The following is a 16,727-nucleotide window of genomic DNA, read 5'->3' as shown; positions in this document are numbered from 1 at the left end:
TGTAATGAGATGGGAGGGACAGGCTTATGACGGTAAAATCGAATCACGTAACGATTAAAGGCATCCGAGACGGCTTGGTTTTCCTGTTGGACGATCAATGTGAATTCGAGGAATTGCTCTATGAGCTCCGCTATAAGCTGGAACACAGCCATCAAAATATTTTGACCGGACCGATTGTTCATGTGGATGTCAAGCTGGGAGCGCGAGAAGTTACGGAAGAGCAGAAGGAAGAAATTCTCGATATTTTGAAGCAAAAAGGAAATCTGCTGATTCGCTCCATCGACTCGCCTGCTCTAATCCAAGAGGTCAAAGGTCCCCCGCCGATTATGACGATGTGCGGCATGGTACGATCGGGCCAGGTGCTTCATCATGAGGGTAATCTCCTGTTTCTTGGAGATATCAATCCAGGGGGCACGGTGACGTGTACCGGGGATATATATGTTTTGGGTTCACTCAGAGGTATGGCTCATGCTGGAATCAGCGGGGACGAGGAAGCCATCATTGCAGCATCGGTCTTTGCACCGACACAGCTGCGTATTGCAGATGTCATCAGTCGTCCTCCGGATGAATGGGAGAGCCGTGAAACCGGGATGGAATTTGCTTATTTGCAGGACAATCAGATGCAGATCGACAAGATGAGCAATATCGTTCGGTTGCGCCGAGATTTTAATGTGTTTAAAGGAGTGTAGCTCATGGGAGAGGCGATCGTGATCACTTCGGGTAAAGGCGGCGTGGGTAAAACAACCACCTCGGCAAACATCGGGACAGCGCTGGCGCTGCTCGGCAAAAAGGTATGTCTGGTCGATACGGATATCGGCCTGCGTAATCTGGATGTCGTGATGGGACTCGAGAACCGTATTATTTACGATCTGTGCGATGTTGCGGACGGCCGCTGCCGTCTGAACCAGGCTTTGGTGAAAGACAAGCGTTTCGAGGAATTATACATGCTGCCTGCAGCGCAGACGAGAGACAAAAACTCTGTATCGCCAGAACAGGTGAAGGATATCATCCTTGAACTGAAAAAAGATTTTGAATACGTCATTATTGATTGCCCGGCTGGCATAGAGCAGGGATTCAAAAATGCAGTAGCAGGAGCAGATCAGGCCATCGTTGTCACTACACCGGAAAATGCAGCAGTGCGTGATGCGGACCGTGTTATCGGATTGCTTGAAAGTTCACACATCCAGTCACCGAAGCTGGTCGTGAACCGGATTCGCAACAACATGGTGAAATCAGGTGACATGCTGGATATCGATGGCATTTTACAAGTACTTAATATTGACTTGATTGGCATAGTGCCGGATGATGAACTCGTCATCAAGGCTGCCAATTCAGGTGAACCAACCGTGATGAACCCCGATTCACTTGCGGCGATTGCATATCGCAACATTGCAAGACGTATTCTCGGCGATACCGTACCGTTAATGCAGCTGGAGCAGAAGAAGGGTGCATTTGCCCGGTTCAAGAAGTTTTTTGGAATGGGGTAACATAAACCGAATTTATATGTAATGTGTTGCAGCCGGGGCCGTGTGCCCGGCTTTTTTTTTTTTACTCTGTTAACCTGCGATTTATTTAGGGGACCGGATACAGGCTTGTTCATATTCTCTGTTCTTGTCTCATAGGATGTAGTAAACAAGCCTCAGTGGGAGGATATTTCATGAATACGAAACGCAGAATCAAGCAGAGAAGAGAAGAGCGAATTCGGCGGCTGATGGATGGGGCAGTGCATGAAATCATGCAGGAACAGAAGTCTGCTCCTCGCAGCGAGCGAACTGAAAGCTTCCGGCAGAAGCCGTTTGTTGTTGTAGAAGAACCTCAGGAAAGAGATCCGGAGTGGCTGTGGAAAAAGGAAAATTCACATTATGGCTCACCAGGGCGCTCCGGCTTTCATATTCTTCGATCGCTGCTTCGGCGAACGATGGTGAGTGCAATCATTTTTGCTGGTGTCTGGGGACTGTTCCAGTTAGATGCGTCATGGACGATAACGCCCAAAACGGTTATTGCCGATGCGCTTCACAATGATATGGATTTTGCTGCTGCCGCTGCGTGGTATGAGCGAAACTTTGGCGGGACCCCGTCCTTCCTGCCTGTGCTGGGCCATACAACGGATGCGGTGAACGGCTCGGGAATCGGGCAACTGCTGGGAAAACCGGTTTCGGGAACAGTCGTTCAGCCGTTTGCTCTGAGCATGAAGGGCATCGAGATTGTTCCTGATGCTGTGGCTGCGGGAGGACTTGTGCAGGTCGTCAGCTCAGGTGCTGGTCGAGTGCTGGAGGTGCTCGGAGATGTCGAGAGCGGGTACACCGTGGTAATACAGCATACGGGCAAGGTGACGGCAATTTACGGGCGATTAAACGAGAGTGAGCTTCAAAAGAACGACTGGGTCGAAGCGGGAAACACCGTAGGTACTCTCAAGGCTGGAAGCAGTGAACAGCCAGCTACGCTTTATTTTGCGATAAAAGAAGGAGAAGAGTACGTGGACCCTGCGGAAGTCGTCTCCCTTGATTAGGGTATGGGGGGTGCGCATCTCGCTTCACCCCTTTTTTGTAATCATCATGCTGACCTCTCTGTTAACCGGACATTTTATGGAGCTGATTACGCTGTTTGCGATTGTATTTATTCATGAATGCGGACATGCTGCTGCGGCAGCCCTTCTGGGCTGTCGTGTGCAATCCATACAGATGCTTCCTTTCGGGGGAGTGGCAGTCATTGAAGATGGGGGAAAGCTGACAGCGTATCGCGAAATCATAATCGCCTTGGCGGGCCCGCTGCAAAATCTGCTGATGGTTGGCATGGTTTTACTGCTGCGTTATCTTCAGTTGGGTGATCCGGTATTTCTGGACTATGTCATTCAAGCCAACATGCTCATTGCTTTGTTTAATCTGCTGCCAGTGCTGCCTCTGGATGGTGGGAAAATTGTACAAGCCCTTGTCAGCCTGTGGGCTCCATATTATACAACACTCATGTGGACGTATCGCATCAGCATCCTGTGCAGCGCAGGGGTTATTTTGGTTGCAATCAGCAGGTGGTTTGCCGGGGAATACGGGCTCCCGTTAAACATTTTATTAATCGGTCTTTTTTTATTTTATTCCAATGTGACGGATTATCGGAACGTTCCTTATCGTTTTATCCGTTTTCTTATGAATCGTGAGGCTGTCTTTGTGCGGCATGCTGCCGCGGGCAGTCTGGCTCAGCCAATAATCTCGTTTCCAGCGAAACCTTTGGACACTATTTTGCGTCTATTAAAAAGAGAGAGATACCATATGGTATACGTTATGAATAAACAGGGACGAGTGATGGCCGTTTTGCCGGAGCAGCGTGTGATCGGTTCCTATTTTCAACAAAATATGGATAAACGCTAACGTATGCTGATGAGACTGTTCGGAAACGGGGTAATACCTATATGACAGGTAGGGCCTATAATATGAAATGGATGTGGAAGAATTGAAGTGTCTTCTAGAGGTGAAGCCATGAAACAAATGATCGTACATAATGAACATAACCTCATGCAAATGGCGCTTCTGGAAGAAGGCAAGGCTGTGGAATTCACGGCAGAGCGTACACGAGAGCGCGGGCTGCTGGGTTCCTTTTTCAAGGGACGGGTAGTTAATGTGCTGCCAGGTATGCAGGCTGCTTTTGTAGATATCGGTCAGAAAAAAAATGCATTTCTGTATGTGGACGATGTGCTCCATCCTCACCTGGAGAAACAGCCCAAGATAAAACCCTCGATCTCGGAGTTGCTGCGGCCGGGACAGGAAATCATCGTGCAGGTTCTCAAGGAGCCGGTCGGAAGCAAAGGAGCCCGGGTGACTACACACTATTCACTTCCGGGCCGCTGGCTTGTTTACATGCCGGTAGCAGGTTATGTTGCAGTCTCGAAGAAAATCGCCAGAGAGAGTGATCGTTCACGCCTCAAAGCGCTAGGTGAGCAGCTGTGCCGGGATGAAGAAGGGCTGATTATTCGTACCGTCTCTGCAGAGGAGCAGCACGAAGCGATTCAGACTGATCTGGAAACCTTGCGCTCACAGTGGCTGCTGATTCGGGAAAAAGCCGATAGTTTGCCTTCTCCAAGCCTTTTGCATCGTGATCAAAGCATGATTCAGCGGGTCATTCGTGATGTGTATACACCTGGAAGTGACGAGGTGATCACGGATAGTGAAGCACAAGCTCAGGTGATTCGCACGCTGCTGGAGGAAATCTGTCCGGGAGATGAACCGAGGGTTCGGGTGCATTCGGGAACGGAATCGATCTTTGACGCTTATGGCGTACAGGAACAGCTGAACAAGGACTTTGCCCGCAAGGTCTGGCTGCCGGGAGGCGGTTATATCGTCATTGATCATACTGAAGCGTTGACAGTCATCGATGTGAATACGGGGAAATATACAGGGTCAGGCGGAGACAGTCTGGAAGAGACGGTCACCGAAACCAATATGCAGGCCGCCGTTGAGATTGCCCGGTTAATGCGACTGCGGGATATCGGCGGTATGATTATTGTTGATTTCATTGATATGGAAGAAGCAGCGAATCGGCATGAAGTGGCAGCCGCACTGGAGCAGGAACTGCGCAAGGACCGAACGAAGGCATTTGTTCTGGGATGGACCAAGCTCGGACTGCTTGAATTAACTCGCAAAAAAGTAAGAGAAGAGAGCACGCTGCCTTATGTCGAGGCTTGTTCCTCCTGTCATGGGACGGGGAAAAGATATATTTTACCTTTGCATTGATTTTTGATATGCTGCGTGATATAATCATCAAGTATGTGTTTAGCCAATAGGTCTTGCACATGCTGTAACCGCACTGGCCGGGTACAAGAACAGCTCCGCAAGGCGCTGTCACCTGAGACCGGGCGAGTCTGAGACATGAGGAGGTGCAAGGCAAATGTACGCAATTATTGAAACAGGCGGCAAACAGTACAAAGTCCAAGAGGGCGATGTTCTGTTCATCGAGAAATTGAATGCGAACGACGGCGAAAGCGTAACGTTCGACCGTGTCCTGGCTGTATCTAACGATCAAGGTTTGACAGCAGGTACACCATTGGTTTCCGGAGCTACTGTAACGGCTAAAGTGGAGAAACATGGCAAAGGTCAAAAGGTTGTTGTATACAAATACAAACCGAAAAAGAACTACCATGTGAAGCAAGGTCACCGTCAACCGTACACTAAAGTAACTATCGAAAAAATCAAAGCGTAAGAAGGTGCGATAAGTGATTATCGTTCAAATCTTTCGTGATGAGGACGGGAACATCGAACGCTTTTCCATCGAAGGGCATGCCAATTTTGCCAAGCGGGGAGAAGATATCGTATGTGCCGGGGTATCTGCTGTTACAGTAGGTACAGTGAACTCGATTGAGGCATTGACTGGTGTCGAGATGCATGCCAAGATGAAGAATGGCTTTCTGAGCGGTTCTTTACCAATGCTGGCAAAAGGGGAAACGTATTCCCAGGTACAGCTGTTGCTCGAATCCATGGTAGTTATGCTCTCTAATATTGAAGAGTCATACGGGAAGTATATTCAAATACAGCAGCACCAATAAATAAAGAAGGAGGAAAACCAATCATGTTGAAATTAAATCTTCAGTTGTTCGCATCGAAAAAAGGTGTAGGTTCCACGAAGAACGGACGTGACAGTAATGCACAACGTCTGGGTGTTAAACGTGCAGATGGCCAAACTGTAACTGGTGGCAGCATTCTCGTTCGCCAACGCGGAACGAAAATTCACCCAGGAACAAACGTGGGTATCGGTAAAGATGACACTTTGTTCGCGAAAATCGACGGCGTTGTTAAATTCGAACGTTGGGGTCGCGATCGCAAAAAAGTAAGCATCTACCCTGTAGACGTTGCTCCTGTAGCAGCTGCAGTAGAAGCGTAATATCGGCATTCCGCCTAAGGAGCCTTCGGCATTTTTGCCGGAGGTTTTTTGCATTCGGCGACTATTCGTTAATGAACTGGCAGAAAAGACATGTTATACTGGGTTACGGTGGGTTTAGACCAACCGAGTTTTGTAGAACGGGGAGAAGCCATGAAATCCTGGAAAAGAGTGCCGTGGATTGCGGCATGTTCGCTTGTGATTCCTTTGGTTTTTGTTATGCTGTATCCGGCACCCTTCGCGAGTGTCGTGTGTGCGTTGTGGTCGGTTGTGGCAATGTTCATTTCTGCATATGCGCTGAAGAAACAGGCGGAGGCGGTACGCAAAAGCATTATACAATCCATGGAAAAAACTGCAATAGCCTCATTAAATCATCATCGGCATGACTGGATGAACGATCTTCAGGTGTTATATGGATATCTCAGACTGGGCAAGCTTGATAAATCCCTGCAATGTGTGGAAAGAATAAAGGAGAGGGTGAATGAGGAAAGCCGGATATCCAAACTCGGTATTCCTTCTCTCGTATTTTATTTGCAGTCTTTCCGGGCCAGTGGAGTTGCGCTGGAATTGCATGTGGAAGTGGAGGAAGAGCTGCAGCTCAGCGCTCTGGTCTCTCCCGAGGATGGCGAGTCGCTTACGGGGGCGATTGCGGATGCAATTCGGGCCTATCAATATGGCGGCGGCCGGTCGTCTTGGGGAGAGGTTCGCAAACTGACCTTGAACTTCGGGCAGGATCATGGAGATGTAGTCGTTCGGCTGGAAGGGGATCAAACTCCTGATCCAGAAACGCTGCGGCAGCTTGCTGCCGTACTCAAAGGGAAAAAAGTCAGAACGGAGCACATTCCGTCTGGGGATACGTTTATACAATTCAGAATGCCTTGTGGAATATAGGAAGAAGGGGTAACCAATGTTTGTTGATAAAGCGAAGATTTATGTAAAAGCCGGAGATGGAGGAGACGGAATCGTCTCGTTCCGTCGTGAGAAGTATGTACCGGAAGGTGGTCCAGCAGGCGGCGATGGCGGCCGTGGAGCTGATATTATTTTCCGGGTAGATGAAGGTCTGCGCACGTTGATGGACTTCCGATACCAGCGTCACTTCAAAGCCCCGCGCGGGGAAAAGGGACGGAACAAAAGCCAACATGGTGCAAATGCGGAAAATATGATTGTACGCATCCCGCCAGGTACCGTTATCATTGATGAGGACAGCGGAGAAGTGCTGGCTGATCTCACACGTCATGGTCAGCAGGTTGTTGTTGCCAAAGGCGGCCGGGGCGGCCGGGGGAACATCCGGTTTGCAACCCCGAGAAACCCTGCACCCGAGCTTGCAGAGAATGGTGAAGAAGGCGAAGAGCGTTATATCGTACTTGAGCTTAAAGTTATGGCGGATGTGGGTCTCGTCGGTTTCCCGAGTGTAGGGAAATCTACGCTGCTGTCCGTGGTGTCGGCAGCCAAGCCGAAGATCGGAGCGTACCATTTTACGACGATTACACCGAACCTGGGTGTCGTTGACGTGGGTGAAGGTCGCAGCTTTGTGATGGCCGATTTGCCGGGTCTGATTGAAGGTGCCCATGAAGGTGTAGGGCTAGGACATGAATTTCTGCGGCACGTTGAACGGACACGGGTCATCATCCACGTTGTGGATATGTCCGGTTCAGAAGGACGTGACCCTTTTGAGGATTGGCAGAAAATCAATGATGAGCTGAGATTGTACAACCCTGTGCTCGCCGAGAGACCGCAGGTCGTTGCCGCGAACAAGATGGATATGCCGGAATCCGAAGCTAATCTGGAGCAATTTTTGCAGCAGGTGCGTGAGGTGAAGCCGGATATTGAAGTGATGCCTATATCGTCGTTGACACGTCAGGGTATTCAGGAACTGCTCTACTGTGCAGCTGATCTGCTGGATCAGATTCCGGATGAGCCTGAGGTGGAGGAAGTTGCTGAGCTGTCAGAACGCAAAGTGTACAGCCTGGAGAAAAAAGAAGACGAAGGCTTCCGTATTGTGCGTGAGAACGATACCTTCATCGTGGAAAGTGCCAAGATTGATCGTATGATGAAACGTATGCAGTTGAACTCGCATGAAGCTATTCTGAAGCTGGCGCGCACACTCCGGTATATGGGTGTGGATGATGAGCTTCGTAAACGTGGCGCTGTTGAAGGCACCATTGTGCGTATTGGCGATTTCGAGTTTGAGTTTGTGGAAGGCAGCAGTTACTACTAGGAAGAACGCAGTGAAGCGGGGATTTACCCGTGACGCTGCGTTTTTTTTGCTTTTTTCACACATGAGAGAGACAGAAGCCTGTATACTGTGAGAAACAGTTTTTCGAAAAAATAGTCATGTCACGTATTGCCCTTTTGTGATTCATCCTATATAATGTCCACTATATGAAAACATGAGTCTTTGAGGAGAGGACGTTCTGTGAATGAACGCTATTACTTAGTACGGGAAGATATTTTGCCGGAGGCTGTAGTTAAAACGATGCAGGTGAAAGAACTGCTTGCTTCCGGTGATGTCAAAACAGTACATGAGGCTGTGGAGCAGGTTGGATTGAGCCGGAGCGCCTTTTATAAGTACAAGGATGGAATCCATCTGATCAATCAGCTGGAGCGTGAACGAATCGTAACCATCTCTATTGACCTGGAGCATCAGTCGGGTATTCTGTCCAGGGTGCTTGGACATTTTGCAGGGTATGGAGCTAACGTACTTACGATTAATCAAAGTATTCCGCTTCAAGGAAGAGCCAATGTTGTCATCTCTGTGGAAACGACACATCTGCACGGGGAGATTGGTGAAATGCTGGATCGAATGCAGGATATGCCTGGAGTGAAGCGCACACGTATCGTAGGCCAAGGTTAATCAGGCTTTCAGATCGTTGGAGATAAGATGCAGTGGAACCAGGAGTGAAGCGTTGCAAGATGGACAGACGTGATCAGAGATTAGGGGGTAGGTCGTTAGTGAAACCGGTAAAAATCGGATTGTTAGGCCTTGGAACGGTTGGAACAGGTGTTGTTCGTATCGTTGAGGGGAATCAGGAGGATCTGAGCAGTCAGGTTGGATCACCGATTATCATTGAGAAAATCGCAGTGAAAAATACGGAGAAAGATCGTGTTATTCCGATTGAGCGCACAAAGCTGACTGAGGACCCTTGGGAAGTTATTCGTCACCCCGACATCGATATTATCGTTGAGGTAATGGGCGGCATTGACCAGACGAAGGAATATATCCTTGAGGCGCTGGAGCGGGGAAAACATATTGTGACTGCAAACAAGGACCTTATGGCCTTGCATGGTTCGGAGATTCTGGCCAAAGCGCAGGAAAAGCAATGTGACGTATTTTATGAGGCTAGTGTGGCGGGTGGTATCCCGATTATCCGGACATTGATTGAAGGTTTCTCCTCTGACCGGATCACCCGGATTATGGGGATTGTGAACGGCACAACGAACTATATTTTGACGAAAATGAGTCAGGAAGGTGTCTCTTATGAAGAGGTGCTGGCAGAAGCACAGGCTCTGGGGTATGCAGAAGCAGACCCGACGTCTGATGTAGAAGGGCTCGATGCTGCCCGGAAAATGGCAATTTTGAGCACCCTTGGTTTCCGTACCAATGTGGAGCTGAAGGATGTTACAGTGAAAGGCATATCCAATGTCACACGTGAGGATATCACTTATGCCAAAAGACTCGGGTACGAACTGAAGCTGCTCGGTATCGCTGATCGCAGTGATGATGAAATCACGATTAGTGTACAGCCAACGATGGTAAGACAGAACCATCCCATAGCCTCTGTCAACGGTGTGTTCAACGCTGTGTATGTGCATGGTGAGGCTGTAGGCGAAACGATGTTCTATGGTGCCGGTGCAGGAGAGCTGCCAACAGCAACTTCTGTAGTCGCTGATATCGTCGCGGTGACCAAAAACCTCAAACTTGGTGTCAACGGGGTAAAGGCAATCGTGCCTTATAAACAGAAGAGACTGCAGAGCGATGAGCAGATTTTTTCGAAAAATTTCATACTGCTGCACGTGGATGACAAAGCTGGCGTGCTGGCGCAGATTACACAGATTTTCGCGGAATACGAAGTCAGTCTGGCTTCGGTTGTTCAACAGCCGAATGAGCATAACCCGGATGCCGAGATCATTATCGTTACGCATAATGCAAGCAAGGCGAGCATGGACAAAGTGCTTAAGCATTTTGAATCACTGCATGTCATTCGACGGATCAAAAGTGTTTACCGCGTGGAAGGATAGTGCCTTTTGAGCGGTATTGTAAAATAAATGGATTATCAAATTTGTGTTTTGCAATATATTGCAAGCCACCTATCATTCGATATTATAGAATAATTAATCATAAAGGAGTTTACCCACAATGAGATATCAAGGATTACTGCAAACGTACAAAGAGCACCTTCCAGTCAATGAAAATACTCCGCAGCTTACACTTCAGGAAGGGAATACACCGCTGATTCACGCAGAGAATCTGTCGAAGGAGCTCGGTTTAAATTTGTATTTCAAGTATGAAGGTTTGAACCCGACGGGTTCCTTCAAGGACCGTGGAATGGTGATGGCCGTTGCCAAAGCGATGGAAGAAGGCAGCCGTACAATTATGTGTGCATCTACAGGAAATACTTCCGCAGCAGCAGCAGCATATGCCGCACGTGGCGGGCTTAACTGTATCGTGCTGATTCCGAATAACAATATCGCACTGGGTAAACTTGCTCAAGCGATGATTTACGGTGCCAAGGTCATCGCCATTAACGGTAACTTTGACCGTGCGCTTGAGATTGTTCGTGAAATTACTGCGAAACACCCGATTACACTTGTAAACTCTGTCAATCCATATCGGATTGAAGGACAGAAGACAGCTGCTTTTGAAGTGGTTGAGCAATTGGGAGATGCACCAGATGTTCTGGCTATTCCAGTTGGTAATGCGGGTAACATCTCTGCATACTGGAAAGGCTTTAAAGAGTATAAAGAGGCAGGCAAATCAAACACGTTGCCGCGCATGGTTGGATTCGAGGCTGAAGGAGCTATGGCTATCGTAAAAGGAGAGCCGATTCTTGAGCCGGAAACAATTGCTACAGCGATCCGAATCGGTAACCCGGCGAGCTGGAAAACAGCAGTTGCTGCAGCGGAGGAGTCTGGCGGGCAGATCAACTATGTTACCGATGAAGAAATTTTGTCAGCTTACCGTACAATTGCTGCACGTGAAGGGGTATTTGCAGAGCCTGCATCTGCTGCATCTGTGGCTGGTGTGTACAAATTGCATAGTGAAGGGTACTTCAAAGGCGGAGAAACGGTTGTATGTGTGCTGACTGGTAACGGCCTGAAAGACCCGAATGTAGCAATCCAAACGGCTGCTGTGGAGCCGCTGGTCGTTGAAGATACAGAAGATGCGGTTATGGCAGCTATTGCTCAACTGGAGCAGCAGTCTGTATGAGCTTGCGTGAAAAGGTAACCGTAAAAATCCCGGCAAGCACAGCCAATCTCGGTCCAGGGTTTGATACCCTGGGCATGGCCTTGTCTTTGTATGCCTGGCTTGAGATTAAACCGGCAGCGCAGACAACTTTTCATTTGTATGGTGATCATCTGACGGGGCTTCCTTTGGATAAATCCAATCTCATTTATGAAGTGGCACAGATGGTATTTGATGAAGCGGGGGTTTCCGTACCTGAGCTTGAAATTTCAATGTATTCGGATATTCCCCTTACCCGGGGACTTGGCAGCAGTGCATCAGCAATTGTTGGCGCGCTTGCTGGAGCAAATGCATTGATCGGGAGTCCGTTATCGAACGACAAACTGCTGGATATGGCGACATCACTGGAGAAACACCCGGATAATGTCGGCGCTTCCTTATGCGGCGGCATCATTACAGCAGCCTGGGATGGTCAACGTGTCGATTATATTCGAATCGAGCCTCATCAGGATCTGCAGGCCTTGGTTATCGTTCCGGACTTTCAGCTGTCTACTTCCAAAGCGCGGGATGTAGTTCCCAAGCAGTTTGAGAAAGCTGATGTTGTGCATAATGTGAGCCGCTCTTCCTTGCTCGTTGCTGCCTTAGCGAGTGGTAGACTGGATATGATTCAAAAGGCAATGTCGGATCGGATTCATCAGCCGTATCGCGCATCCCTGGTTCCGGGTATGGCAGAAATTCTGGAGCACGCATCGGAGCATGGTGCTTTAGGAGCAGCTTTAAGCGGGGCTGGACCAACCTTGCTGACACTGGTGGATCGTCACGACACTCGCAAAGCTGAATTAGAGCAATATTTGACGGGCACCATGAAGCAGGAGGAGATTCATGCCACTGCGATGTGGCTGGACCCGGATCTGGATGGCGTAGTTGTTCTGCCGGATCAAGATGAACGTCCTTTTCTGGAGCGAATCAAAGGGGAAATTAACGAATGAAACGAATTGCAGTTTTACCTGAGGGATCGGTCTCACACGAAGCGATCGAGTTTCTTTTTGACGGCGAACCGCTCGAGCTCAATCATTTCAAGCTTATTTCAGACGTATTTCGTGCGGTCGATAGTGGAAGTGTGCAGTACAGCGTGATTCCGTTTGAAAATACAATTGAGGGCTCCGTCAGCCTTCATATGGACTGGCTTGTGAATGAGGTGGATATTCCGATACAAGCGGAGTGGGTCTACCCGTCCATTCAAAATATCATCGGACATGGGAACGAATTTCGAATGCACGATGGTTCGTATGATTTTAGTAAAATTACGAAAATTATGTCTCACCCTGTGGCGATCCCGCAGTGCCAGAATTTTATCCGTCAGCATTCGCCAGATGCAAATCTCGAAGGTGTAAACAGCACGGCTGAAGCGGTAGAAATTGTGAAAAAAAATCCGGGAAAAGGCTGGGTGGGAATCGGCACAAAGCTTGCTGCCCGAAAGCATGGCTTGGACATTATGGCTGAACGGGTGACGGATCATGACAACAATTACACCCGCTTTGTGCTGATTGGTCATGAGCCTGTCAGCATTCCGCGTAAAGCGGACCATGTGAAGACAAGTCTGATTGTAACGCTGCCTGAGGATGCTCCGGGTGCGCTGCACCAAGTGCTGTCGGCTTTTGCCTGGAGAAAGCTGAACTTGACCCGTCTTGAATCAAGGCCAACCAAGAAACGTCTGGGCAGTTACTATTTTTACATCGATGTGGTTGAAACGGTTGATTCCGTATTGCTCACAGCAGCAATGGCCGAGATTGAGGCGCTGAATTGTCAGGTGCGTGTTCTTGGCAGCTATCCATGTTATACATACCCCTCACCGAGTTAACAGGAGTGTGGTTGGAGCAAGCTGAAGAATCATTCGTCATCTGTGTGAAATAAGCGAGTTATTTCTTTATTTTTGATGTACAATGGACAGGTTCATTATGTTTCGGCAAGTTTGGACATGTATATTTAACGGAGGTGCAGTTCGTCGTGGCAGAACAGTGGATTTACTTGGATGGTCAGTATGTGACCAAGGAAAATGCAAAAGTTTCGGTCTATGATCATGGATTTTTGTATGGAGACGGTATTTTCGAAGGGATTCGGATATACAATGGCAATATTTTCAGATGTAAGGCCCACTTGGACCGTCTGTATGATTCGGCAAAATCGATCAGTCTGAACATTCCGTTGTCCTACGACGAGATGCTTGAAGTGATGGCTGAAACGGTACGCCGCAATGATATGCGCAACGGTTATATTCGACTAATTGTGTCACGTGGTCCGGGGAACCTGGGTCTTGACCCACTGCGTTGCCCTAAAGCTTCGGTGATCATTATTGTGGAGCAGCTGGCAATCTACCCAGAAGAAGCATATCTTACAGGGTTGAAAGCTGTATCCGTATCTCAGCGTCGTAACATCCCGGATGCGCTTAATCCAAAAATCAAATCACTCAACTACCTGAATAACATCCTTGTCAAGCTGCAATCGAACTACTCAGGTGCTGGTGAGGCTATTATGCTTAACTCGCAAGGTTATGTAACCGAAGGTTCTAGCGATAACATTTTCATCATCAAAAACGGTGTTGTCTACACTCCTCCTTGTTATCTCGGAGCACTTGAAGGCATTACACGACAAGCAATTATTGATCTGTGCGGCGAGCTTGGCATTGAATTAAAAGAAGTGCCTTTCACGCTTCATGATGTGTATATTGCAGATGAGGTGTTCTTCACAGGAACGGCTGCTGAGGTTATTGCGGCTTGTGAAGTGGATGGCAGAACGATTGGCTCTGGCGTAGCGGGTCCGGTTACCTTGAAATTGCTTGAAGCTTTCCGTCAAATTGTTGACAAAGACGGCTATAAGGTGTGGGAATAAGTCACTAACGTCTAACAGAATGAATACAAAAGTTCTCCTTGTCCGATAAAATGCGGCATGCGTAATGTATGCGGGATTTTCGGATTAAGGAGGATTTTTTTTGTTCAGGTGATGTCATTAGCCCAGTTGCTGCATAGGATGTAGTAACGGTATGGGCGAATGTACAGCCCAAGTATGACGTTTAGGAGGTTAGTTCCCTGTGAAAATACACATGGTGAAAAAGGGCGATACACTATATCTGCTGTCTCAAAAATATAACGTAGCGCTGGACACATTAATTGCTGCTAATCCGCAGATTGCAGATCCCGACAAACTGGATATCGGCATGAAGGTTAAAATTCCTGCACAGCCTGTAACGCCGAAGCCAGAGGGCGTGCTGCACAGTCACAAGGTTGTACAAGGGGATTCGTTATGGAAGCTGTCACAAGCCTGGGGAGTGCCTTTGAAAGACATGATTAATGCTAATCCGCAGTTGAAAAATCCTAATGCCCTGTTAGTAGGAGAAACGGTCTACATTCCTTCCATGCACACACAAGGAAATCCTAATGCCAATACGGAAATTGGCAACATGAGTATGCAGGAAAAACTGTCGCCCGAAGGCAAAGCGTATACAGGAGTAAAAGAAGAAACGGCACCTGTCGTGCCAACGCCTCCACCCCCTGTGGCTGAAAATCCGGCTCCTGCTCCGGTTGTCCCGGCTGAGCCTATGCCTGAGCTGGAGGCATTACCACAATTACCTGAATTGCCAGAGGTGAAACCGGAGAAGAAGATGGACAAAAAAGAGGAGAAACAGCCAGAAGCTCAAGTTGAACCTGCAGCTGAAGCCGAGAAACCTCAACCGCCTAATCCTTCTCCGAATATGATGCCTTTGCCCGTTATGCCTGAAACCCAGTCTCCTGTGGATGTAGCGCCGATTGCCAAGGCTCCTTGCGGATGCGGTTCGAAAATGCTTCATGCTCCGATGGAGCATCCGTATGCCCAGGTTCCCGTACCTGCACAAGAGGTATACAGTGTTCAGCAAAACAACATGTATACGGCAGGCGTGAGCAATAGCTCCCTTTTCCCTGGAATACAGGATGTGGGCTCTTATAGCATAGGAAATATGCCAAACAGTCCATGGACCGGAGATGAGCAGACCTACAATCACAACAATGTAATGCCTAATTTGTCGGTAGGGGCGGCAAATGCAAACAACGCATTCCCGATTTCGCCAGCAAGTCAGGTAAATAGTCCATTCAATAATTTTGCGGCAGCAAACCATCAGATGAACCATCAACCGCCATTTATATCTCCATACTCTATGCTTCCATACCCTCCATGCGGATGCGGCTCACACACACATGCTCCTCAATATACTTATCCTGCATATGGTTATCAGGAACCGGCCTGGGGCATGCACGGTCATGTCAATGGAATGCCGCCTGAAATGACATCCGTAATGCCGAATCAGCCGATGGAGTATGCTTATCAAAACCCGTATCCTGCACAAAATATGGTGCCACCTTCTCCACTTGGTGCTTTTGGAGAGATGTATCCTTCACAAGTACATGGTGCCAAGAGTGGGAAGAAGGGTGGACGTGACGATGCGAATTTGAGCCAGGCTGCAATTGAAGAGGCAGATTCAGAAACAGACTCCATGCCGAAATCTTCCTCAGGTAAGTCCAGTGCAGTGAAGCGAAAATCGACAAAGGCTGTGTCCAAAAATAAACCCAAGGTATCTGTATCTGGTAACGCGTCCAGAGAAAAATCAGCAGCAGCATCAAATCAGCGAAAAGTAGCTAAAAAACGTCGTAATCCATGGATTCAGAACTGAGTGGTTATAGTCAGCGGTTATTGAAGAGAGCAGCTAATGATGGAAAGGTCAGTTCTGCAAATGCAGAGCTGGCTTTTTCGTTTTTTAATGTACTTGATTGTATATAAAGAGCGGAAGGAAGGCTTAGAACGATTGATTTGTAGAATATATAAAAAGATTGTGGATTAATGTTTGAAAGCCCATTCATAGATATGTTACAATAAATACAGGCTTTATTTTGCAGATTGATATGCAATCTTTAATTGAAGTTTTTCGGTGTGATTTATTGATGGTTAAAACTATTAATAAAAAAACTCTTGCATTAGATTTGAGTGTGTGGTACATTATTTAAGTCGCCGCTGAAACACAGCGCTGATGCGAAACAAGTTTGATCTTTGAAAACTGAACAACGAGTGAGTAATGATCTTGTTTGCAAGATCAACAATGAGATTTTTAATCTCGTCAGGTTCAAAATGAGCTTATCGCTCTTTTCAATACTTTATTGGAGAGTTTGATCCTGGCTCAGGACGAACGCTGGCGGCATGCCTAATACATGCAAGTCGAGCGGAGTTGATGGAAAGCTTGCTTTCCTGAGACTTAGCGGCGGACGGGTGAGTAACACGTAGGCAACCTGCCCTCAAGCTTGGGACAACTACCGGAAACGGTAGCTAATACCGAATACTTGTTTTCTTCGCCTGAAGAGAACTGGAAAGACGGAGCAATCTGTCACTTGAGGATGGGCCTGCGGCGCATTAGCTAGTTGGTGAGGTAACGGCTCAC

17 protein-coding genes, 1 rRNA gene and 1 other annotated feature are annotated in these 16,727 nt (G+C 48.0%); all 18 genes read left to right on the top strand.

Annotation, left to right across the window (positions count from 1 at the left end; all coding sequences use genetic code 11):
• The first annotated feature begins 26 nt into the window (after positions 1 to 26).
• Positions 27 to 689, top strand: a complete 663-nt coding sequence (minC, locus tag ACQSGY_RS13290) for a septum site-determining protein MinC (protein WP_216519615.1) — start codon at positions 27 to 29, stop codon at positions 687 to 689.
• Between the two features lie 3 nt (positions 690 to 692).
• Positions 693 to 1,487, top strand: coding sequence for a septum site-determining protein MinD (gene minD / locus ACQSGY_RS13285; protein WP_184182465.1), 795 nt, complete (start codon positions 693 to 695; stop codon positions 1,485 to 1,487).
• Positions 1,488 to 1,657: 170 nt separating this feature from the next.
• On the top strand, positions 1,658 to 2,509 hold the full coding sequence (locus ACQSGY_RS13280; RefSeq protein ID WP_427052237.1) for a peptidoglycan DD-metalloendopeptidase family protein: 852 nt from the start codon (positions 1,658 to 1,660) through the stop codon (positions 2,507 to 2,509).
• Positions 2,502 to 3,362, top strand: a complete 861-nt coding sequence (locus ACQSGY_RS13275; RefSeq protein WP_427052236.1) for a M50 family metallopeptidase — start codon at positions 2,502 to 2,504, stop codon at positions 3,360 to 3,362. Before ACQSGY_RS13280 ends, ACQSGY_RS13275 begins: the two co-directional genes overlap by 8 nt.
• A 108-nt stretch (positions 3,363 to 3,470) precedes the next feature.
• Complete coding sequence (locus ACQSGY_RS13270) at positions 3,471 to 4,721, top strand: Rne/Rng family ribonuclease (protein ID WP_427052235.1); 1,251 nt, start codon at positions 3,471 to 3,473, stop codon at positions 4,719 to 4,721.
• Between the two features lie 56 nt (positions 4,722 to 4,777).
• Positions 4,778 to 4,861: a sequence feature (ribosomal protein L21 leader region), on the top strand.
• Between the two features lie 14 nt (positions 4,862 to 4,875).
• The gene (gene rplU, locus ACQSGY_RS13265) at positions 4,876 to 5,187 is read left to right on the top strand and encodes a 50S ribosomal protein L21 (protein ID WP_090919085.1); all 312 of its coding nucleotides are present in this window, start codon (positions 4,876 to 4,878) and stop codon (positions 5,185 to 5,187) included.
• Positions 5,188 to 5,200: 13 nt separating this feature from the next.
• Positions 5,201 to 5,530 (top strand): ribosomal-processing cysteine protease Prp, encoded by a 330-nt coding sequence (locus ACQSGY_RS13260; RefSeq protein ID WP_145405252.1) that lies wholly within the window; start codon positions 5,201 to 5,203, stop codon positions 5,528 to 5,530.
• A gap of 23 nt (positions 5,531 to 5,553) precedes the next feature.
• On the top strand, positions 5,554 to 5,865 hold the full coding sequence (gene rpmA, locus ACQSGY_RS13255) for a 50S ribosomal protein L27 (RefSeq protein ID WP_110898889.1): 312 nt from the start codon (positions 5,554 to 5,556) through the stop codon (positions 5,863 to 5,865).
• A 150-nt stretch (positions 5,866 to 6,015) separates the two neighbouring features.
• Complete coding sequence (locus ACQSGY_RS13250) at positions 6,016 to 6,753, top strand: Spo0B domain-containing protein (RefSeq protein ID WP_111268753.1); 738 nt, start codon at positions 6,016 to 6,018, stop codon at positions 6,751 to 6,753.
• Positions 6,754 to 6,769: 16 nt separating this feature from the next.
• Positions 6,770 to 8,080, top strand: a complete 1,311-nt coding sequence (gene obgE / locus ACQSGY_RS13245; RefSeq protein ID WP_427052234.1) for a GTPase ObgE — start codon at positions 6,770 to 6,772, stop codon at positions 8,078 to 8,080.
• A gap of 198 nt (positions 8,081 to 8,278) precedes the next feature.
• On the top strand, positions 8,279 to 8,716 hold the full coding sequence (locus ACQSGY_RS13240) for an ACT domain-containing protein (RefSeq protein ID WP_110898886.1): 438 nt from the start codon (positions 8,279 to 8,281) through the stop codon (positions 8,714 to 8,716).
• A gap of 98 nt (positions 8,717 to 8,814) precedes the next feature.
• Positions 8,815 to 10,101 (top strand): homoserine dehydrogenase, encoded by a 1,287-nt coding sequence (locus ACQSGY_RS13235; RefSeq protein ID WP_427052233.1) that lies wholly within the window; start codon positions 8,815 to 8,817, stop codon positions 10,099 to 10,101.
• 118 nt (positions 10,102 to 10,219) lie between these two features.
• A complete protein-coding gene (thrC, locus tag ACQSGY_RS13230; protein ID WP_427052232.1) occupies positions 10,220 to 11,290 on the top strand; it encodes a threonine synthase in 1,071 nt (356 codons plus the stop codon).
• Entirely contained in the window at positions 11,287 to 12,255 is a 969-nt protein-coding gene (thrB, locus tag ACQSGY_RS13225) for a homoserine kinase (RefSeq protein ID WP_427052231.1), read from the top strand. Before thrC ends, thrB begins: the two co-directional genes overlap by 4 nt.
• A complete protein-coding gene (gene pheA, locus ACQSGY_RS13220; protein ID WP_427052230.1) occupies positions 12,252 to 13,127 on the top strand; it encodes a prephenate dehydratase in 876 nt (291 codons plus the stop codon). Before thrB ends, pheA begins: the two co-directional genes overlap by 4 nt.
• 146 nt (positions 13,128 to 13,273) lie before the next feature.
• Positions 13,274 to 14,155 (top strand): branched-chain-amino-acid transaminase, encoded by an 882-nt coding sequence (ilvE, locus tag ACQSGY_RS13215; protein ID WP_184182448.1) that lies wholly within the window; start codon positions 13,274 to 13,276, stop codon positions 14,153 to 14,155.
• A 199-nt stretch (positions 14,156 to 14,354) separates the two neighbouring features.
• Positions 14,355 to 15,968 (top strand): LysM peptidoglycan-binding domain-containing protein, encoded by a 1,614-nt coding sequence (locus ACQSGY_RS13210; RefSeq protein WP_427052229.1) that lies wholly within the window; start codon positions 14,355 to 14,357, stop codon positions 15,966 to 15,968.
• 478 nt (positions 15,969 to 16,446) lie between these two features.
• Positions 16,447 to 16,727 (top strand): 16S ribosomal RNA (locus ACQSGY_RS13205); the annotation flags it as partial.

The organism is Paenibacillus sp. TC-CSREp1 (genome assembly GCF_050171015.1).
Taxonomy (GTDB): Bacteria; Bacillota; Bacilli; order Paenibacillales; family Paenibacillaceae; genus Paenibacillus; species Paenibacillus silvae.
Note: the sequence above shows the minus strand (reverse complement) of the source record. Positions and strands in the feature narration are given on the sequence as shown.

What these genes read in the sequence shown, in the direction of transcription:
- rplU (WP_090919085.1), top strand. Translation starts at nt 4,876, where the DNA reads ATGTACGCAATTATTGAAACAGGCGGCAAACAGTACAAAGTCCAAGAG.
- thrC (WP_427052232.1), top strand. Translation starts at nt 10,220, where the DNA reads ATGAGATATCAAGGATTACTGCAAACGTACAAAGAGCACCTTCCAGTC.
- ACQSGY_RS13270 (WP_427052235.1), top strand. Translation starts at nt 3,471, where the DNA reads ATGAAACAAATGATCGTACATAATGAACATAACCTCATGCAAATGGCG.
- rpmA (WP_110898889.1), top strand. Translation starts at nt 5,554, where the DNA reads ATGTTGAAATTAAATCTTCAGTTGTTCGCATCGAAAAAAGGTGTAGGT.
- ACQSGY_RS13250 (WP_111268753.1), top strand. Translation starts at nt 6,016, where the DNA reads ATGAAATCCTGGAAAAGAGTGCCGTGGATTGCGGCATGTTCGCTTGTG.
- ACQSGY_RS13280 (WP_427052237.1), top strand. Translation starts at nt 1,658, where the DNA reads ATGAATACGAAACGCAGAATCAAGCAGAGAAGAGAAGAGCGAATTCGG.
- obgE (WP_427052234.1), top strand. Translation starts at nt 6,770, where the DNA reads ATGTTTGTTGATAAAGCGAAGATTTATGTAAAAGCCGGAGATGGAGGA.
- minD (WP_184182465.1), top strand. Translation starts at nt 693, where the DNA reads ATGGGAGAGGCGATCGTGATCACTTCGGGTAAAGGCGGCGTGGGTAAA.
- pheA (WP_427052230.1), top strand. Translation starts at nt 12,252, where the DNA reads ATGAAACGAATTGCAGTTTTACCTGAGGGATCGGTCTCACACGAAGCG.
- thrB (WP_427052231.1), top strand. Translation starts at nt 11,287, where the DNA reads ATGAGCTTGCGTGAAAAGGTAACCGTAAAAATCCCGGCAAGCACAGCC.
- minC (WP_216519615.1), top strand. Translation starts at nt 27, where the DNA reads ATGACGGTAAAATCGAATCACGTAACGATTAAAGGCATCCGAGACGGC.